The sequence below is a fragment of the Burkholderia sp. AW33-5 genome, from assembly GCF_053427615.1.
This window is the reverse complement of the sequence record NZ_JBSAXA010000003.1, coordinates 116,231-132,348: the sequence shown is the minus strand read 5'-3', so window position 1 is coordinate 132,348 and position 16,118 is coordinate 116,231. Positions and strand designations below refer to the sequence as shown.

Annotated in this window: 15 protein-coding genes; all 15 read left to right on the top strand. The window is 69.5% G+C overall.

Features of this window, described 5'->3' with window-relative positions:
* Positions 1 to 2 precede the first annotated feature (2 nt).
* The 15 genes from ACV22V_RS07320 to ACV22V_RS07250 all read left to right on the top strand — a co-directional run bounded on the left by ACV22V_RS07320 (position 3) and on the right by ACV22V_RS07250 (position 16,082).
* Positions 3 to 1,073 (top strand): acyl-CoA dehydrogenase family protein, encoded by a 1,071-nt coding sequence (locus ACV22V_RS07320; RefSeq protein ID WP_448013388.1) that lies wholly within the window; start codon positions 3 to 5, stop codon positions 1,071 to 1,073.
* Positions 1,070 to 2,221 carry an acetyl-CoA C-acetyltransferase gene (locus tag ACV22V_RS07315; RefSeq protein WP_175915462.1) on the top strand — a complete coding sequence of 384 codons (1,152 nt, stop codon included), beginning with the start codon at positions 1,070 to 1,072 and terminating at the stop codon, positions 2,219 to 2,221. The genes ACV22V_RS07320 and ACV22V_RS07315 overlap by 4 nt, the downstream gene beginning before the upstream one ends.
* Positions 2,222 to 2,262: 41 nt before the next feature.
* Positions 2,263 to 3,141 (top strand): SDR family oxidoreductase, encoded by an 879-nt coding sequence (locus ACV22V_RS07310; RefSeq protein WP_059537721.1) that lies wholly within the window; start codon positions 2,263 to 2,265, stop codon positions 3,139 to 3,141.
* Between the two features lie 3 nt (positions 3,142 to 3,144).
* A complete protein-coding gene (locus ACV22V_RS07305) occupies positions 3,145 to 4,386 on the top strand; it encodes an acyl-CoA dehydrogenase family protein (RefSeq protein ID WP_448013387.1) in 1,242 nt (413 codons plus the stop codon).
* Positions 4,383 to 5,582: an acyl-CoA dehydrogenase family protein gene (locus tag ACV22V_RS07300; protein WP_448013386.1), complete on the top strand. Its 1,200-nt coding sequence runs from the start codon at positions 4,383 to 4,385 to the stop codon at positions 5,580 to 5,582. Before ACV22V_RS07305 ends, ACV22V_RS07300 begins: the two co-directional genes overlap by 4 nt.
* Positions 5,579 to 6,379, top strand: a complete 801-nt coding sequence (locus ACV22V_RS07295) for an SDR family oxidoreductase (protein ID WP_059819174.1) — start codon at positions 5,579 to 5,581, stop codon at positions 6,377 to 6,379. Before ACV22V_RS07300 ends, ACV22V_RS07295 begins: the two co-directional genes overlap by 4 nt.
* On the top strand, positions 6,379 to 6,864 hold the full coding sequence (locus ACV22V_RS07290) for a MaoC family dehydratase (protein ID WP_448013672.1): 486 nt from the start codon (positions 6,379 to 6,381) through the stop codon (positions 6,862 to 6,864). Before ACV22V_RS07295 ends, ACV22V_RS07290 begins: the two co-directional genes overlap by 1 nt.
* A 17-nt stretch (positions 6,865 to 6,881) precedes the next feature.
* Positions 6,882 to 8,087: an acetyl-CoA C-acyltransferase gene (locus ACV22V_RS07285; protein ID WP_448013385.1), complete on the top strand. Its 1,206-nt coding sequence runs from the start codon at positions 6,882 to 6,884 to the stop codon at positions 8,085 to 8,087.
* Positions 8,088 to 8,264: 177 nt separating this feature from the next.
* A complete protein-coding gene (locus ACV22V_RS07280; protein WP_448013384.1) occupies positions 8,265 to 9,224 on the top strand; it encodes a WD40/YVTN/BNR-like repeat-containing protein in 960 nt (319 codons plus the stop codon).
* 102 nt (positions 9,225 to 9,326) lie between these two features.
* Positions 9,327 to 11,798, top strand: a complete 2,472-nt coding sequence (locus tag ACV22V_RS07275) for an efflux RND transporter permease subunit (RefSeq protein ID WP_448013383.1) — start codon at positions 9,327 to 9,329, stop codon at positions 11,796 to 11,798.
* 68 nt (positions 11,799 to 11,866) lie between these two features.
* Entirely contained in the window at positions 11,867 to 12,946 is a 1,080-nt protein-coding gene (locus ACV22V_RS07270) for a Rieske 2Fe-2S domain-containing protein (RefSeq protein WP_059697658.1), read from the top strand.
* A gap of 290 nt (positions 12,947 to 13,236) precedes the next feature.
* Entirely contained in the window at positions 13,237 to 13,440 is a 204-nt protein-coding gene (locus tag ACV22V_RS07265) for a cold-shock protein (protein ID WP_006751843.1), read from the top strand.
* A gap of 454 nt (positions 13,441 to 13,894) precedes the next feature.
* Entirely contained in the window at positions 13,895 to 14,158 is a 264-nt protein-coding gene (infA, locus tag ACV22V_RS07260; protein WP_011355053.1) for a translation initiation factor IF-1, read from the top strand.
* A gap of 413 nt (positions 14,159 to 14,571) precedes the next feature.
* The gene (locus ACV22V_RS07255) at positions 14,572 to 15,837 is read left to right on the top strand and encodes an alkaline phosphatase family protein (protein ID WP_448013382.1); all 1,266 of its coding nucleotides are present in this window, start codon (positions 14,572 to 14,574) and stop codon (positions 15,835 to 15,837) included.
* On the top strand, positions 15,834 to 16,082 hold the full coding sequence (locus ACV22V_RS07250; RefSeq protein WP_059691331.1) for a hypothetical protein: 249 nt from the start codon (positions 15,834 to 15,836) through the stop codon (positions 16,080 to 16,082). Before ACV22V_RS07255 ends, ACV22V_RS07250 begins: the two co-directional genes overlap by 4 nt.
* Positions 16,083 to 16,118: the final 36 nt, after the last annotated feature.

Here is a 16,118-nt window from a genome sequence, read left to right as displayed (position 1 = left end):
GTATGGATTTCGTATTCGATGAAGACCAGGAGGCGCTCGCGGACAGCGTGAAGCGCCTGCTGATGACCGAGATGACCCCGGAGCTGATCCGCGAGCTGTGGGCCACGCCGACGGGCCGCTCCGACGCGCTGTGGTCGCTGTTCGCGTCGCAGGGGCTGACCGCCGTGTCGGTGCCCGAGGCGCACGGCGGTCTCGGCCTGACCGAAGTGGAATGGGCGCTGCTCGCGCAGACCTACGGCTACTTCGGCAGCCCCGAGCCGTTGCTCGACACCGCGCTCGTGTCGGCCGGCGTGCTCGCGCGGCTGCCCGCCGCCGACTGGCGCGACGCGCTGCTGCGCGACATCGCCGAAGGGCACGCGCGCGTCGCGCTCGTGCATCCGGTGAACCCGTATGCGGCCGACGTGCACGTCGCGCAAGCGCTGCTGTGCGAGCACCGCGGCGAGCTGCACCGCGTGAATCCCGCGCAGTGCGCGTGGCGCGCGGTCGACAGCGTCGACCCGTCGCGGCGCCTGTTCACGCTCGACTGGGAGCCGTCGGCGGCCACGCGCATCGCGCGCGCCGACGAAGCCGCGCCGCTGCTCGATCGCGCGCTCGACCACGGCGCGTTCGCGGTCGCGGCGCAACTGCTCGGGCTCACGCAGCGCGTGCTCGACGTCGCGATCGACTACAGCGCGCAGCGCAAGCAGTTCGGCAAGGCGATCGGCTCATACCAGGCGCTCAAGCATCTGCTCGCCGACGTCGCGATTCGCTACGAGTTCGCGCGGCCGGTGGTGGCGCGCGCGGCCCGGGCGATCGCCGACGATCACCCGCAGCGCGCGGTGCTGGTGTCGCACGCGAAGCTCGCGGCGACCGCCGCCGCGCAACTGGCCGCGCGTCACACGATGCAGGTGCACGGCGCGATCGGCTACACGTGGGAGCTCGACCTGCAGATCTTCATGAAGCGGATCTGGGCGCTCTCCGGCAGCTGGGGCGACAACGCATTCCACAAGGCCCGCGTGGCCGACGCGATCCTCGGCGACGCATTGCCGATCGGCCCCGCGCAGACCTTCGACTTCGAGGAAACCCACCGATGAAACAAGCCTATATCGTCGACGCGCTGCGCACGCCGACCGGCCGCCGCAAGGGCGGGCTCGCGCACGTGCATGCGGCGGACCTCGGCGGCTTCGTGCTCAAGACGCTCGTCGAGCGCAACGCGATCCCGGCCGACGAATACGACGACGTGGTATTCGGCTGCGTCGATACGATCGGCCCGCTCGCCGGCAACATCGCGCGCACCTGCTGGCTCGCGGCCGGGCTGCCGCTGCAGGTGCCGGGCGTGACGGTCGATCGCCAGTGCGGCTCGTCGCAGCAGGCCGTGCACTTCGCCGCGCAGGCCGTGATGAGCGGCGTGCAGGACGTGGTGGTCGCGGGCGGCGTGCAGACGATGACGCAGATCCCGATCTCGTCCGCGATGACGAGCGCAGCGCCGCTCGGCTTCAACGATCCGTTCTCGGGCAGCGCCGGCTGGCGCGCGCGCTTCGGCGACGCGCCGGTGTCGCAGTTCGTTGCCGCGCAGCGGATCGCCGATCACTGGAACCTGTCGCGCGATGCGATGGAGCGCTACGCGCTGGAAAGCCACCGCCGCGCGGTCGCGGCGATCGAGGCAGGCCATTTCAAGCGGGAAATCGTGCCGCTCGAAGGCGTGCTGCATGACGAGACGCCGCGCCCCGACACGTCGCTCGAAAAGATGGCGACGCTCGAACCGCTGATGCCGGGCGGCTCGCTGACGGCCGCCGTCGCGAGCCAGACCTGCGATGCGGCCGCCGCGTTGCTGATCGTGTCGGAGGATGCGCTGAAGCGCTACGGGCTCACGCCGCGCGCACGCATTCACCACCTGAGCGTGCTCGGCGACGATCCGCTTTGGATGCTCACCGCGCCGATCCCGGCGACCCGGGCCGCGTTGAAGAAGAGCGGGCTCGACTGGTCGCGGATCGACGTCGTCGAGATGAACGAGGCGTTCGCGTCGGTCGCGCAGGCGTGGCTCGCGGACACGCGCTTCCCGCACGAGAAGACCAACCCGAACGGCGGCGGCATCGCGCTCGGCCACCCGCTCGGCGCGACCGGCGCACGGCTGATGACGACGCTGCTGCACGAACTGGAACGCACCGGCGGTCGTTACGGATTGCAGACGATGTGCGAAGGCGGCGGCCTCGCGAATGTCACGATCATCGAGCGCCTGTGAGCGCGGCACTTTCACGATCTCTCGATCCAGGAGGCACAAGCATGGGAATCTGTAACGGACGCACCGCCATCATCACCGGCGCGGGCGGCGGCCTCGGGCGCGAATACGCGCTCGCGTTCGCGGCCGAAGGCGCGGCGGTCGTCGTCAACGACATCCGTCACGAGGCCGCGCAGGCCGTGTGCGACGAGATCGCACGACGCGGCGGCCGCGCGCTCGCGAATGCCGACGACATCACGCGGATCGACACCGCGCAGCGGATCGTCGATGCCGCGCGCGAAGCGTTCGGCGACGTGCACGTGCTGGTCAACAACGCGGGCATTTGCCGCGACAAGATGTTCACCAGCATGACGGAAACCGATTGGGACGACGTGATGCGCGTGCATCTGCGCGGCCACTTCTGCCTGTCGAGCGTGCTGGCGCGCGTGTGGCGCGACGCCGCGAAGGCCGGCCACGCGGTCGACGCGCGGATCGTCAACACGAGTTCCGGCGCCGGGCTGCAAGGGTCGATCGGTCAGTCGAACTATGGCGCGGCGAAGGCCGGCATCGCGGCGCTCACGCTGATGCAGGCGGCCGAGCTGCAGCGCTACGGCGTGCGCGTGAACGCGCTCGCGCCGGCCGCGCGCACGTCGATGACCGAAGGCGTATTCGCCGACATGATGAAGAAGCCCGAGGACGGCGGCTTCGACTATTTCGATCCGGCCAACGTCGCGCCGCTGGTCGTGTGGCTGGGCAGTGCGCTGTCGGCCGACGTGACGGGCCAGGTGTTCGAGGTCGCGGGCGGGATGATCGCGGTCGCCGAAGGCTGGCGCACCGGCCCGAGCGTCGACCGCGGCGCGCGCTGGGCGCCGGCCGAGGTCGGCCCGGCGGTCGCGCGGCTGATCGCCGACGCGCGTCCCGCGCAGCGCGTATACGGGAGCTGACGCATGGATCTGGCGCTCACCGACGAACAGGCGATGATCCGCGACGCGGCGGCCGACGTGCTCGCCGAACGCAGCGCGTCCGCCGACGTGCGACGCGCGCTCGAGCAATCGGCCGGCCGCGACGACACGCTGTGGGCCGCGCTCGCGGGCGAGCTCGGCTGGAACGCGCTGTCGCTGCCGGAGGCGGCAGGCGGGATGGGGCTCGGCGCGGTCGAGCAGACGTTGTTGATGGAGCAGCTCGGCCGGCGCGTCGCGTGCGTGCCGTATTTCTCGACCGCGTGCCTGGCCGCGACCGCGCTGGCGAGCTGCTCCGACGTGCCGCTCGCGACGGGCTGGCTCGCGAAGATCGCCGAAGGTGCGTGCAGCGCGACGCTGGCCTTGCCGTTCGAGCTGCCCGCAGGTTCATGGCAGTTGCCGGTCGTCGCGGAAGAAGCAGCGGGCGGCTATGCGTTGTCCGGCACGATCGAACAGGTGATCGACGGCGCGCGCGCCGATCTGCTGCTCATCCCCGCGCGGATCGCGAACGAGGGGCAGTCGATCGGCCTGTTCGCGATCGACGTCGCGACGGCGCCCGGCCTGAGCATCGCGCCGCTCGACACGCTCGACGCGACGCGGCCGATCGCGCGCATCGTCCTCGACGACATCCGCGTGAACCGCGACGCGCTGTTCGCCGGCGGCACCGTCGCCGCGCAGGTGCTCGAGCGTGCCGCATGGTTCGCGGCGCTGGCGCTGGCCGCCGAACAGCTCGGCGGCGCACAGCACTGCCTCGACCTGACGCTCGACTACACGGGCCAGCGCGTGCAGTTCGGCCGTGCGATCGCGTCGTTCCAGGCCGTCAAGCATCGCTGCGCGCAGATGATGGTGCTGATCGAATCCGCACGCTCGGCGGTGCTCGGCGCGGCGCACGCATGGGATGCGGAAGCGGGCGGGGTGGCGCCGGGCGCGGCGTTGCGCGCCGACGTTGCGGCCGCGAAAGCCGCCGCGAACGACGCATATGCGTTCTGCGCGCAGGAAGCGATCCAGCTGCACGGCGGTGTCGGTTTCACGTGGGAATACGACCCGCATCTCTACTTCAAGCGCGCACAGGCGTCGGGCACGCAGTTCGGCAGCACGCCGCAACTGCTCGAATGGATCGCACGCCATGCGATCGACGGCGACACGTCGCGGCGCGAGGCGGCATTGGCGTCGCCACAGGCGTCGATCGCCACGCGTCCGTCCGCCGCGCGCACCGGAGCACGCCAATGAACAGCGAAACGCGCGAACAGCAATTGCGGCACGAAGTCGCCGACTGGGTGCAGTCGCACCTGACCGGCGAATTCGCGTGCCTGAAATACCGCGGCGGCCCCGGCGACGAGGAAGCGTTTCCGGAACTGCGCAAGGCGTGGGAACGGGAACTGGCGCACGGCGGCTGGACCGGCCTCGGCTGGCCGACCGACGCGGGCGGCCGCGGCTTCACGGTCGCCGAGCAGGTGATCTTCCACGAGGAATATGCGCGTGCCGGCGGCCCGGGCCGGATGGGCCATATCGGCGAGGGGCTGCTCGGGCCGACGCTCGTCGCGTGCGGCACCGACGACCAGCGCGCGCGCTTCCTGCCCGGGATTCTCGCCGGCACGCAGTTCTGGTGCCAGGGCTACTCGGAGCCGGGCGCGGGCTCCGATCTCGCGAACGTGCGCACGCGTGCCGAGCAGGACGCCGACGGCACCTGGCGCGTGTTCGGCCAGAAGGTGTGGACGTCGCTCGCGCACGATTCCGACTGGATCTTCGTGCTCGCGCGTACCGATCCGGCATCGAAGGGCAACAAGGGGCTGTCGTTCCTGTTGCTGCCGCTCGACCAGCCGGGCATCGAAATCCGCCCGATCAGGCAGCTCAACGGCGGCGCCGAATTCAACGAAGTGTTCTTCGACGGCGCGCGCGCGGCAGCACGCGACCTGGTCGGCGCGTCGGGCGACGGCTGGCGCATCGCGATGACGCTGCTCGGCTTCGAGCGCGGGATGTCGACGCTCGGCCAGCAGATGCAGTTCGTCCGCGAGCTCGAATGGGTGATCGACGCCGCGCGCGAGACGGGCGCCGATCGCGACCCGGTGCTGCGCCAGCGGATCGGCCGCGCGTGGGCCGGGCTGCGCGTGATGCGCTACAACGCGCTGCGGATGCTGTCGGGCGCGGACGACGCGAACGGCGCCACCGCGCCGCTGCGCCGCGAGGCGCTGATCTACAAGTATTTCTGGTCGAACTGGCACCGCGACCTCGGCCAGCTCGCGATGGACGCGCTCGGGCCCCGCGCGAACGTGATCGATCCGGCCGACGAGAAGCTCACCCATCTGCAGCGCGTATTCCTGTTCTCCCGTGCGGACACGATCTACGCCGGCACCAACGAAATCCAGCTCAACATCATGGCCGAGCGCGGGCTCGGCATGCCCAGGGAACCACGAGGCACAGCATGACCGAACCCCAGATCCAGAAAGCGCCGGCCTACGTGCCGGGCCACCAGCTGCTCGCCGGCAAATCGGTGCTGATCACGGCCGCCGCCGGCGCCGGCATCGGCTTCGCGGCCGCGCGCCGCTGCGCGGAGGAAGGCTGCCGCGCGCTGTTCATCTCCGACATCCACGAGAAGCGCCTCGAACAGGCCGTGGAGACGCTGCGCGCCGAAACGGGGCTGCAGCAGATCTACGGCCGCCTGTGCAACGTCGCGGTCGAGGACGACGTGCAGGCGCTCGTGGCCGATGCGCAGGACAGGCTCGACGGCGTCGACGTGCTGATCAACAACGCCGGGCTCGGCGGCGCCAAACGCATCGTCGAAATGGACGATGCCGAATGGTCGCGGGTGATCGACATTAGCCTCACCGGGACGTTCCGGATGACGCGCGCGATGCTGCCGCACATGCAGGCCCGCGGCCGCGGCGCGATCGTCAACAACGCATCGGTGCTCGGCTGGCGTGCGCAGGCGGAACAGGCGCACTACGCGGCGGCGAAGGCGGGCGTGATGGCGCTCACGCGCTGCGCGGCGCTCGAGGCGTCGCCTTACGGCGTGCGCATCAACGCGGTCGCGCCGAGCATCGCGATGCACGATTTTCTGAAGAAGTCGGCCCCGGCCGACTTGCTGAATCAACTGGCGTCGCGCGAAGCCTTCGGGCGCGCCGCCGAAGTCTGGGAGGTCGCGAACGTGATGGTGTTCCTTGCAAGCGATTACGCGTCGTACATGACGGGCGAAGTGCTGTCGGTCAGCAGCCAGCACGCATGATGGAGACGACCCTCGACCCCGTGCGCGCGACGCCCCGCGTGTTCGCGCATCCCGATGAACTCGCGGCGGCCGTCGGCGACACGCTCGGGGCGAGCGCGTGGCTCGCGATCGACCAGATCCGCATCGACGGCTTCGCCGACGCGACGGGCGACCACCAGTGGGTGCACGTCGACCCGGTGCGCGCGAAGGACGGCCCGTTCGGCGCGTGCATCGCGCACGGCTACCTGACGCTGTCGCTCGTCAACCATTTCCTGCCGCAGATCGTGCGCATCGACGGCGCGCGGCTCGGCGTCAACTACGGCTGCGACAGGATCCGCTTCCCGGCGCCGGTGAAGGTCGGCGCACGCGTGCGCGGCGTCGGCGAGCTGCTGCGCGTCGAGCCGCTCGACGGCGGCGTGCAGGCATGGATTCGCGTGACCGTCGAGATCGAAGGCGACGCGAAACCCGGCTGCGTGGCCGACACGATCAGCCGTTACTACTTCTAGATTCAGAGAGCCAGCTCATGGAAGACGCAGTCATCGTTTCCGTCGCACGCACGCCGATCGGCAAGGCGTTTCGCGGCATGTTCAACGACACCGAGGCGCCCGCGCTGGGCGGCCACGTCGTGCGTACCGCGCTCGAACGCGCGGGCGTCGCGCCGGCCGACGTCGACGACGTGCTGATCGGCTGCGCCGCGCAGCAGGGCACGCAGGGCTACAACATCGGTCGCCTGTCGGCCGCGGCGGCGGGGCTGCCGGCGTCGGTGCCCGGCATGTCGATCGACCGCATGTGTTCGTCGGGCCTGATGTCGATCGCGAGCGCCGCGCGCAGCATCGGCGCGGGCGACGCGCGGATCGTCGTCGCGGGCGGCGTCGAATCGATCTCGCTCACGCAGAACAAGCACAAGAACGGCTACCGCGCGCGTTCGCAGGCCGTGCTCGACCACCAGCCGGCCGCGTACATGGCGATGATGGAAACCGCCGAGATCGTGTCGCGCCGCTACGGGATCTCGCGGGCGGCGCAGGACGAATTCGCGTTGCAGAGCCACCAGCGCACGGCCGACGCACAGGCGGCCGGCCGCTTCGACGCGGAAATCGCGCCGCTCGACGTGACGCGCGCGCTGTTCGACAAGGAAGGCAACCCGACCGGTCACGAGGCCGTGCGCGCGGCGCGCGACGAAGGCGTGCGCGCCGATACGACGGCCGAGCGGCTCGCGGGGCTCAAGCCGTCGTGGAGCGGCGGCAAGGTCGTCGAGCAGGGCGAGTTCGTGACGGCCGGCAACGCATCGCAGCTGTCGGACGGCGCGGCGGCGGTGGTCGTGATGTCGCGCGCCGAGGCCGCGCGTCGAGGGCTCGCGCCGCTCGGCACGTTCCGCGGGCTGGCCGTGGCCGGCTGCGAGCCGGACGAGATGGGCATCGGCCCGGTGTTCGCGATTCCGAAGCTGCTGGCGCGCTTCGGGATGACCGTGCGCGACATCGGGCTGTGGGAACTGAACGAGGCGTTCGCGTGCCAGGCGCTGTATTGCCGCGACACGCTCGGCATTCCCGACGAGCGGCTGAACGTCGACGGCGGCGCGATCGCGCTGGGCCACCCGTTCGGGATGTCGGGCACGCGGATGACGATGCATGCGCTGCTCGAAGGCGCGCGCCGCGGCGTACGGCATGCGGTCGTGACGATGTGCATCGGCGGCGGGATGGGTGCCGCCGCGCTGTTCGAAGTCGGCGCGTAACGGCATGTAACGGCGTTCGACGCAGCCGCACCGGCGGTGGACCGACAACCCGGTTCGGCCGCCATCCATTCGGAACCATGCGAGGCCGCGGCAACGACCGACGGCCCGGAGACTTGCAGCGGCAGGGCGAGCGCGTCGGCGCGGGCCCGGGCCGCTTGCCAGGACAGGAGACAACCGATGAAACGTACCTTGCCAGGACTCGCGATGTCGGCGCTCGTGCTCGGCGCCGCGCTGTTCGCGTTCTCGCCGCGCCCGCTGCCGGCGTTCCCGGTCACCGCGATCCATGCGGACCGCCTGCAGATCAACGGGCTCGCCCGGGCCGGCACGCGCATCGTCGCGGTCGGCGAGCGCGGCGTGATTCTGCTCAGCGACGATGCGGGCCGCCGCTGGCGGCCGGCATCGGTCACGCCCGACCAGGGCTCGACGCTCACGCAGGTGAGCTTCGTCACGCCGACGCTCGGCATCGCGGTCGGCCACGACGGCCGGATCGTGCGCAGCGACGATGCGGGCGTGCACTGGCGCGCGGTCCACAGCGACAACGCGCATTCCGATCCGCTGCTGTCCGTCTGGGGCAGCGCGAACGGCCCGCTGTTCGCGGCCGGCAGTTTCGGCCAGCTGCTGCGCTCGGACGACGCCGGGCTCACGTGGCAGCCGCTGAAGACACCGGCGGGCGACCGCCACCTGAACGCGATCGTCGGCGACGGCCACGGCAATTTGCTGATCGCAGGCGAGAGCGGCACGCTGCTGCGCTCGACCGATAACGGCGTGACCTGGGACAAGCGCCCGTCGCCGTACGCAGGCTCGCTGTTCGGCGCGCTGATGCTCGCGAACGGCGACTGGATCGCGTACGGCATGCGCGGCAACGTGCTGCGCAGCAGCGATCGCGGCATGACCTGGACGCACGTCGACAGCCACGTGCCGGTGTCGTACTTCGGCGCGACCCAGCTTGCCGACGGCGAACTCGTGCTGGTCGGCCAGGGCGGCGCGATCGTCGCGTCGCGCGACGGCGGCCTGACCTTCGACGTGCGCAAGCTCGGCGGCGTGCAGAGCCTCGCGGCCGTGCTCGACATGGGCCGGGGCGCGCTGCTGCTCGGCGGCGAGGCCGGCGTCGCGCCGCTCGCCGCGTCGCCGTCCTGATGCGCGGCGGCGGCGCTTGCCGCCGCCCGCATCCGTTCGCGTCGCTGCGCCGACCCGTACCGCCCGCATCGTCCGTCCCGTCCGTTCCGACCCGAGAAATCCATGAACGACCTGTCACGCCCCACCGAAGCCGTTCCCGCATCGCGCCTCGCCGCGTTCGTCGAGCGCTGCGCCGACACGATCATCCGGCAGCGCCGGCTGCTGATGCTGCTGTGCATCGCGGCGACGCTCGCGCTCGGCCTGTCCGCGACGCGCCTGAAGCTCGATCCGGGCTTCAACAAGATGATCCCGATGCAGCACCCGTACATGCAGGTGTTCGAGCGCTACGCCGGCGCGTTCCCCGGCGCGAACACGATCCTCGTCAGCCTGCGCTGGAAGGGCGACGGCGACATCTACAACCAGACGTTCATGGACGCGCTGCGCCACGCGACCGACGACGTGTTCTTCATCCCCGGCGTGAACCGCTCGCGCGTGTTCTCGCTGTTCACGCCGAACGTCCACTACACCGAAGTGACCGAGGCCGGCTTTCGCGGCGACGTGGTCGTGCCCGGCCAGTTCTCGAGCGCGAACCCGGACGATCTCGCGAAGGTGCGCCGCAACGTCGCGCGCTCCGGGCAGATCGGCCGGCTGGTCGGCAACGACCTGAAGTCGGCGCTGATCCGCGCGGAACTGCGCGAGACCGATCCCGCCACCGGCAAGCGGCTCGACTACAGCGCGGTCGCGCGCCAGCTCGAGGAAATCCGCGCGCGCTACGCAAGGCAGGGCATCGACGTCAACATCATCGGCTTCGCGAAGCTGGTCGGCGACGTCGAGGCCGGAATCGCCGGCGTGATGGCGTTCTTCGCGCTGGCGTTCCTCGTGACGGCCGCGCTGCTGTTCGCCTATACGCGCTCGCTGAAGACCACCGTGCTCGCGCTCGTCGTCGCGCTGCTGCCGGTCGTCTGGCTGCTCGGCGCGCTGCCGCTGCTCGGGCTCGGCATCGACCCGATGTCGATCCTCGTGCCGTTCCTGATCTTCTCGATCGGCGTGTCGCACGCGGTGCAGATGACCAACGCGTGGAAGCAGGCGCTGGTGCGCGGCGCGTCGTCGGTCGAGGCCGCGCGCGACGCGTTCCGCAAGCTGTTCGTGCCGGGCACGGTCGCGCTGCTGACCAACGCGCTCGGCTTCATGGTGATCATGCGGATCAAGATCGACATCGTGCGCGAACTCGGCATCACCGCGTGCCTCGGCGTGCTGCTGATGATCGTCACCAACAAGGTGTTTCTGCCGATCCTGCTGTCGTACACGCGCCTCGAGCGCGGCACGCTCGCGCGTGCCCAGCGCTCGGCGGCGGCCGGCGGCAGCGGGAAGTGGTCGCGCTTCGCGGTGTTCGCGCGGCCGGCGCCGGCGCTCGGCGTGTTCGCGGTGGCGCTCGCGCTGCTCGCATACGGCACGCTCGAGTCGCGCAAGCTGGAGATCGGCGACATCGGCACCGGCGCGCCGGAACTGCGCGCGAACTCGCGCTACAACATCGACAACGCGGCCATCACGCACCAGTACAACATCGGTGTCGACGTGCTGTCGGTGATCGTCGAGACGACCGGTTTCGACGATGCGTGCCTGCATTACCCGGTGATGAGCGCGATCGAGAAGTTCGAGATGAACATGCGCGGCGTGGCCGGCGTGCAGTCGGTGACGAGCGTGTCGTCGCAGGGCAAGGTGTTCATCGCCGCGTTCAACGAAGGCAACCCGCGCTGGGCCGCGCTGCCGCGCTCCAGCGACGGGCTCACGCAGGGCTCCAATGCGTTCGATCCCGACAACGGGATGAACACCGCGAACTGCAAGGCGATCCAGGTGCTGATCTACACGCAGAACCACGAAGGCACGACCATCGCGCACATCGTCGACGAGATCAAGCGCTTCGCGGCCGAGAACCCGACGCCGAACGTCGCGTTCCGGCTTGCGGGCGGCAACGTCGGCGTGATGGCCGCGACCAACGAGGCGGTGGGCGACGCGGAGATCGCGATGCTGCTGTCGATCTTCGGCGCGATCGCGCTGCTCTGCGCGGTCACGTTCCGCTCGTGGCGCGCGGTGCTGTGCATCATCGTGCCGCTCACGCTGGTGTCGATCCTGTGCAACGCGGTGATGGCGCGGCTCGGCATCGGGCTGAAGGTCGCGACGCTGCCGGTGATCACGCTCGGCGTCGGGGTCGGCGTCGACTACGGGATCTACCTGTACGAACGCCTGCAGCACGACATCCGCCACGGCGCGACGCTGCCGGACGCATTCGCCGACGCGATGCGCCAGCGCGGCACCGCGGCGCTGTTCACGGCCGTCACGATGTTCATCGGCGTCGGCACCTGGGCGTTCTCCGCGCTGAAGTTCCAGGTCGATATGGGCGTGCTGCTCGCGTTCATGTTCCTCGTGAACCTGTTCGGCGCGGTGTTCCTGCTGCCCGCGCTGGCCGCATGGCTCGGCGTCGAGCGGGCGGAGCGCCGCGTGTCGCGCGAGCCGCAGCCGGCATCGCCGCAGGCCGCGCCGGCCCCCGCGCTCAAGCCGACGCGCACGCTCGAACCCGGCAATCCGGTGCGCTGAGCGACGCAACCCCGTTACCCCGGTGCGCGGCGGGCCGCCGCGCGTCCCCCAAAGAGGAGTCAACCCACATGTCCGCACGCCCTTACAAGATCGAAGCCCAGCCGCTCGCGCAGCGCTATGCGCGCGGCTGGCACTGCCTCGGGCTCGCCCGCGACTACAAGGACGGCAAGCCGCACACGCTGAACGTCTTCGGCCGCAAGCTCGCCGCGTTCGCCGATTCGACCGGCAAGATCAACGTCGTCGACGCGTATTGCCCGCACATGGGCGCCGACCTGAGCCTCGGCACGGTCGAAGGCGACAATCTCGTCTGCCCGTTCCACGGCTGGGCGTGGAACGGCGACGGGCAGTGCGCGTCGATCCCGTACTGCAAGCGGATTCCGCCGAAGGCGCGCATCGGCGCGTGGCCGACCTGCGAGGAAAACAACCTGCTGTTCGTGTGGAACGACCCGGAAGGCAATGCGCCGCCGCCGGAAGTCGCGATTCCGCGCCTCGACGTGTGTTTCTCCGGCGAATGGTCGGACTGGGTCGTCGACAAGATGGTGATTCAGGCGAACTGCCGCGAGCTGGTCGACAACATCTCGGACGTCGCGCACTTCGCGACCGTGCACCACGCGCCGATCGACTATTTCGCGAACCTGTTCGAGGATCACAAGGCGACGCAGCTGATGGTCGGCCGCAGCGAGAAGCTCGGCGGCGACAGCCTGACCGCGTTGTCGACGTATTTCGGGCCGGCCGTGCACATCACGCAGATGACGGGGCAGAGCGGCGGGCAGCCGATCCATTCGGTGCTGCTGAACTGCCACGTGCCGATCGACATGAACAGCTTCGAGCTGCGCTACGGCGTGATCGTGAAGAAGGTGGCCGGCCTGAGCGACGCGCAGAACATGGAGATCGCGAACGCATATGTGAAGGAAGCGCAGCGCGCGTTCTACGAGGACGTCGACATCTGGCACAGCAAGACGCGCATCGACAACCCGCTGCTGTGCGAAGGCGACGGGCCGCTGTACCAGATGCGCGACTGGTATTCGCAGTTCTATCTGGACGCGGCCGACGTGCGGCCGTCGAGCGTCGCGCGCAAGACGTTCGAGATGAAGATCCGCGACGGTGCGGCGCCGCCGCCGCTGCATCACGTGTTCGAGCCGCGGTGACGGGCAGGAGCGGCGAAGCGCGGCGAAAATAGGGGGCGCATCGTTTCATGTCCCGATCGCCGCCGACGCCCGCCAGGCAAGGCGCGCGCGCCGCCGCGCGCCTGCAACGCATCGAAAGAGCTTGACGGATCGGCCTGTACCGCGTAGTGTCCGAGACCGAAGTCTTCAAGAAGTTCGATTGCTCATCATTGGCCGCACGGCGTGCGGCAGTCGTTGGTCTCTCCCTCTTTTGATTCTTTCTGTGCCCGTCACGGGGCGCATGTTCAATTATTCGTATTAAGGAAGTATTTGTGGATACCGGTACCGTCAAGTGGTTCAACGAAACCAAGGGCTTTGGTTTCATTTCCCCGGACAACGGCGGCGACGATCTGTTCGCCCATTTCTCGGAAATTCGCGGCACGGGCTTCAAGACCCTGGCCGAAGGCCAGAAGGTCAGCTACGAAGTGAAGCGTGGCCCGAAGGGTTTGCAAGCGTCGAACATCACGCCGCAGTAAGCCGCTTCGGCACCGGCCGTCGAATGGCGGCCGCTGCCGGTCGGATTTCGCGCGGAGGCCGGCCCGAGCCGGCGTCCTGCGCGTTTCGACGCACACGACCGATGCATCGCGGAATTCACGATGCATCGGTCGTGTGCTTCCCTCATCCATCGCAGGTCCGTACGACGTGCGATCCAACGCCCTCGCGACGCGCTCGCCGCATCGCCAGCGGCCCATGCTTGAACCCGAGTAGACCGTCGCCATGCCGCACGCGGCGCGGTCCCGACTTTGCGCGGTGCCGATCGCATCGCCGCCACCGACCGCCGCATTGCGCCGGGCTCCGATTGCAAGACGGGCGCGTCGCCCGTCTGAACGAATTGATCCCCGGCATCCCGCCGGCCGCCGTCCCGTTGCGGGGCACGGCGCCGGTGAGTTCGCCGCGGCCGCGGTCATCACCTTGTCTGGAGGAATTGGTTTGGCAAAAGAAGAACTGCTGGAACTGGACGGAATCGTCGACGAAGTGCTGCCGGACAGCAAATACCGTGTCACGCTGGAAAACGGCGTCGTGGTCGGCGCGTATGCGTCGGGCCGCATGCGCAAGAACCACATCCGCATTCTCGCGGGCGACCGTGTGACGCTGGAACTGTCGGTGTACGACCTGACGAAGGGCCGCATCAACTTCCGCCACAAGGACGCGAATTCGCCGCGTCCGCCGCGAACCGGGCAACCGCGTCGCTGAAGCAGTAGCGATCGGGCAGCGCAACGCCGCACCGATCGAAATCCGTCCGGCCCGTTCATGCGGCCGGGCACACCGGATGGACGGCGCGGTTCGCGCCGTTCGACGGTCGCCGGCGGCGGGGCAGTGCCGCGGCGGCCGAGGCCGCATTCTCTCCGGTCGAATCGCCCGATTCGTCTCGTTTTCCCCGCACTCGCCGATTCGCCGCGCATCACTTTTCTCTTCCACGTTGATCGCCGGCTGAATGCACGCGTCTTGCCGCGCGCCGTAACCGGCTTTACGCGCGGGCCGGCGTAGCCGTACACTCGTCGGCAATTCGCGGCCCGCGCACGTTGCAGCGCCTTTCCTTTCGGTTTCTTTCCGTGCCGCCGCGATCGTGCCAGCCGGATATTCGTCGCGCGACGCCAGGAGGCGCCATGAGTGCAGACGCAACCCCCGCAGTTCCTTCCGTTCCCGCAGTTCAGTCGGTTCAGGACCGCATCCGGCACGTGTTCGTGCTGATGCTCGAGAACCGCTCGTTCGACCATCTGTTCGCGCTCTCGGGCATCGCCGGCATCACGGCCGCGACGCCGGGCGACAGCAACGCATACGGCGGCACCGTCCATCCGTTCGGCGGCGGCGCGCCGGACCGGATGCCGACCGATCCGTGCCACGAATTCACCGACGTGCTCGAACAGTTGTGCGGCGCGGGCGTGCCGTTCGTCAAAGGGCGGCCTTATCCGAGCGTCGACAATTCGGGATTCGTGTCGAATTACGCGACGTCGCATTCCGAAGGCACGCCGCCGCAACCGGGCAGCATTGGCGCGATCATGCAGGGTGTGGATGTGCGCACGCAGGCGCCGTCGCTGTACGCGCTCGCGAACGCGTTCGTGCTGTGCGACCGCTGGCACGCGTCGATGCCGGGGCCGACCTGGCCGAACCGCTTCTTCCTGCACGGCGCGTCGTCCGCCGGCCTCGACCATTCGCCGACCCGCGAAGAAATGGCCGGATGGGATACGTTCGACGGCTTCCCCTATCCGAAAGGCTCGATCTTCGCCGCACTCGGCGACGACAACTGGCGCATCTACCAGGACCAGTCGGGCGATCCGCTCGGCCACGTGCCGCAGGTGGCCTCGCTGAAGGGCGTGAGCTTCTTCGACGTCGACGATCTGGCCCACTTCGAAGCCGATCTCGCGGCCGGCTATACCGCGCGCTACACGTTCATCGAGCCCGGTTACGGCGACATCGTGCACGGCACCTACCAGAACGGCAGCTCGCAACATCCGATGGACGGCCTTGCCGGCGGCGACCAGCTCGCCGCGCGCGTGTACGACGCGATCCGCAATTCTCCGGTGTGGGAGCGCAGCCTGCTCGTGATCGTCTACGACGAGCACGGCGGCTTCTACGATTCGGTCCGGCCGGGCGCGGCGCCGCCGCCGAACGACGGCGCGGCCGCGACGCTGAACGCGAGCGGTTTCGGCTTCGACGTGTATGGCGTGCGGGTGCCCGCGATCGTCGTGTCGCCGTGGGTTGCGGCAGGGCACGTCGATCACACGCCGTACGATCACAGCTCGGTGGTCGCGACGCTCGGGCGCCTGTTCGGTCTCGCGCCGCTGACCGACCGCGATCGCGCCGCGAACGACCTGCTGTCGCTTGTGACCACGACCTGCCGCACCGACTGCCCGACGAGGATCGGCTCATGAACACGACTTCGGCGACGGACCCGCGCGATGCGCTGCCCGTGCGTGACGGCACCAGCCTGATCGCGTATCTGCACATCCTGAAGAAGGCGCATGCGGCGCTGGTCGGGCACGACCACGCGCATCGGCGGTTCAGCGAGATCGTCACGCGCGGACAGGCGCGGCAGTACATCGAGGAGCTGATGCCGACGCTGCTGCAGGCGCGCGCGGCGCATCGGCGACGCAGGCATGGCGGAAAGCACCGCTGATGCGGTGCGTGGTTGTGGTTGACGGCTGACGGCAAC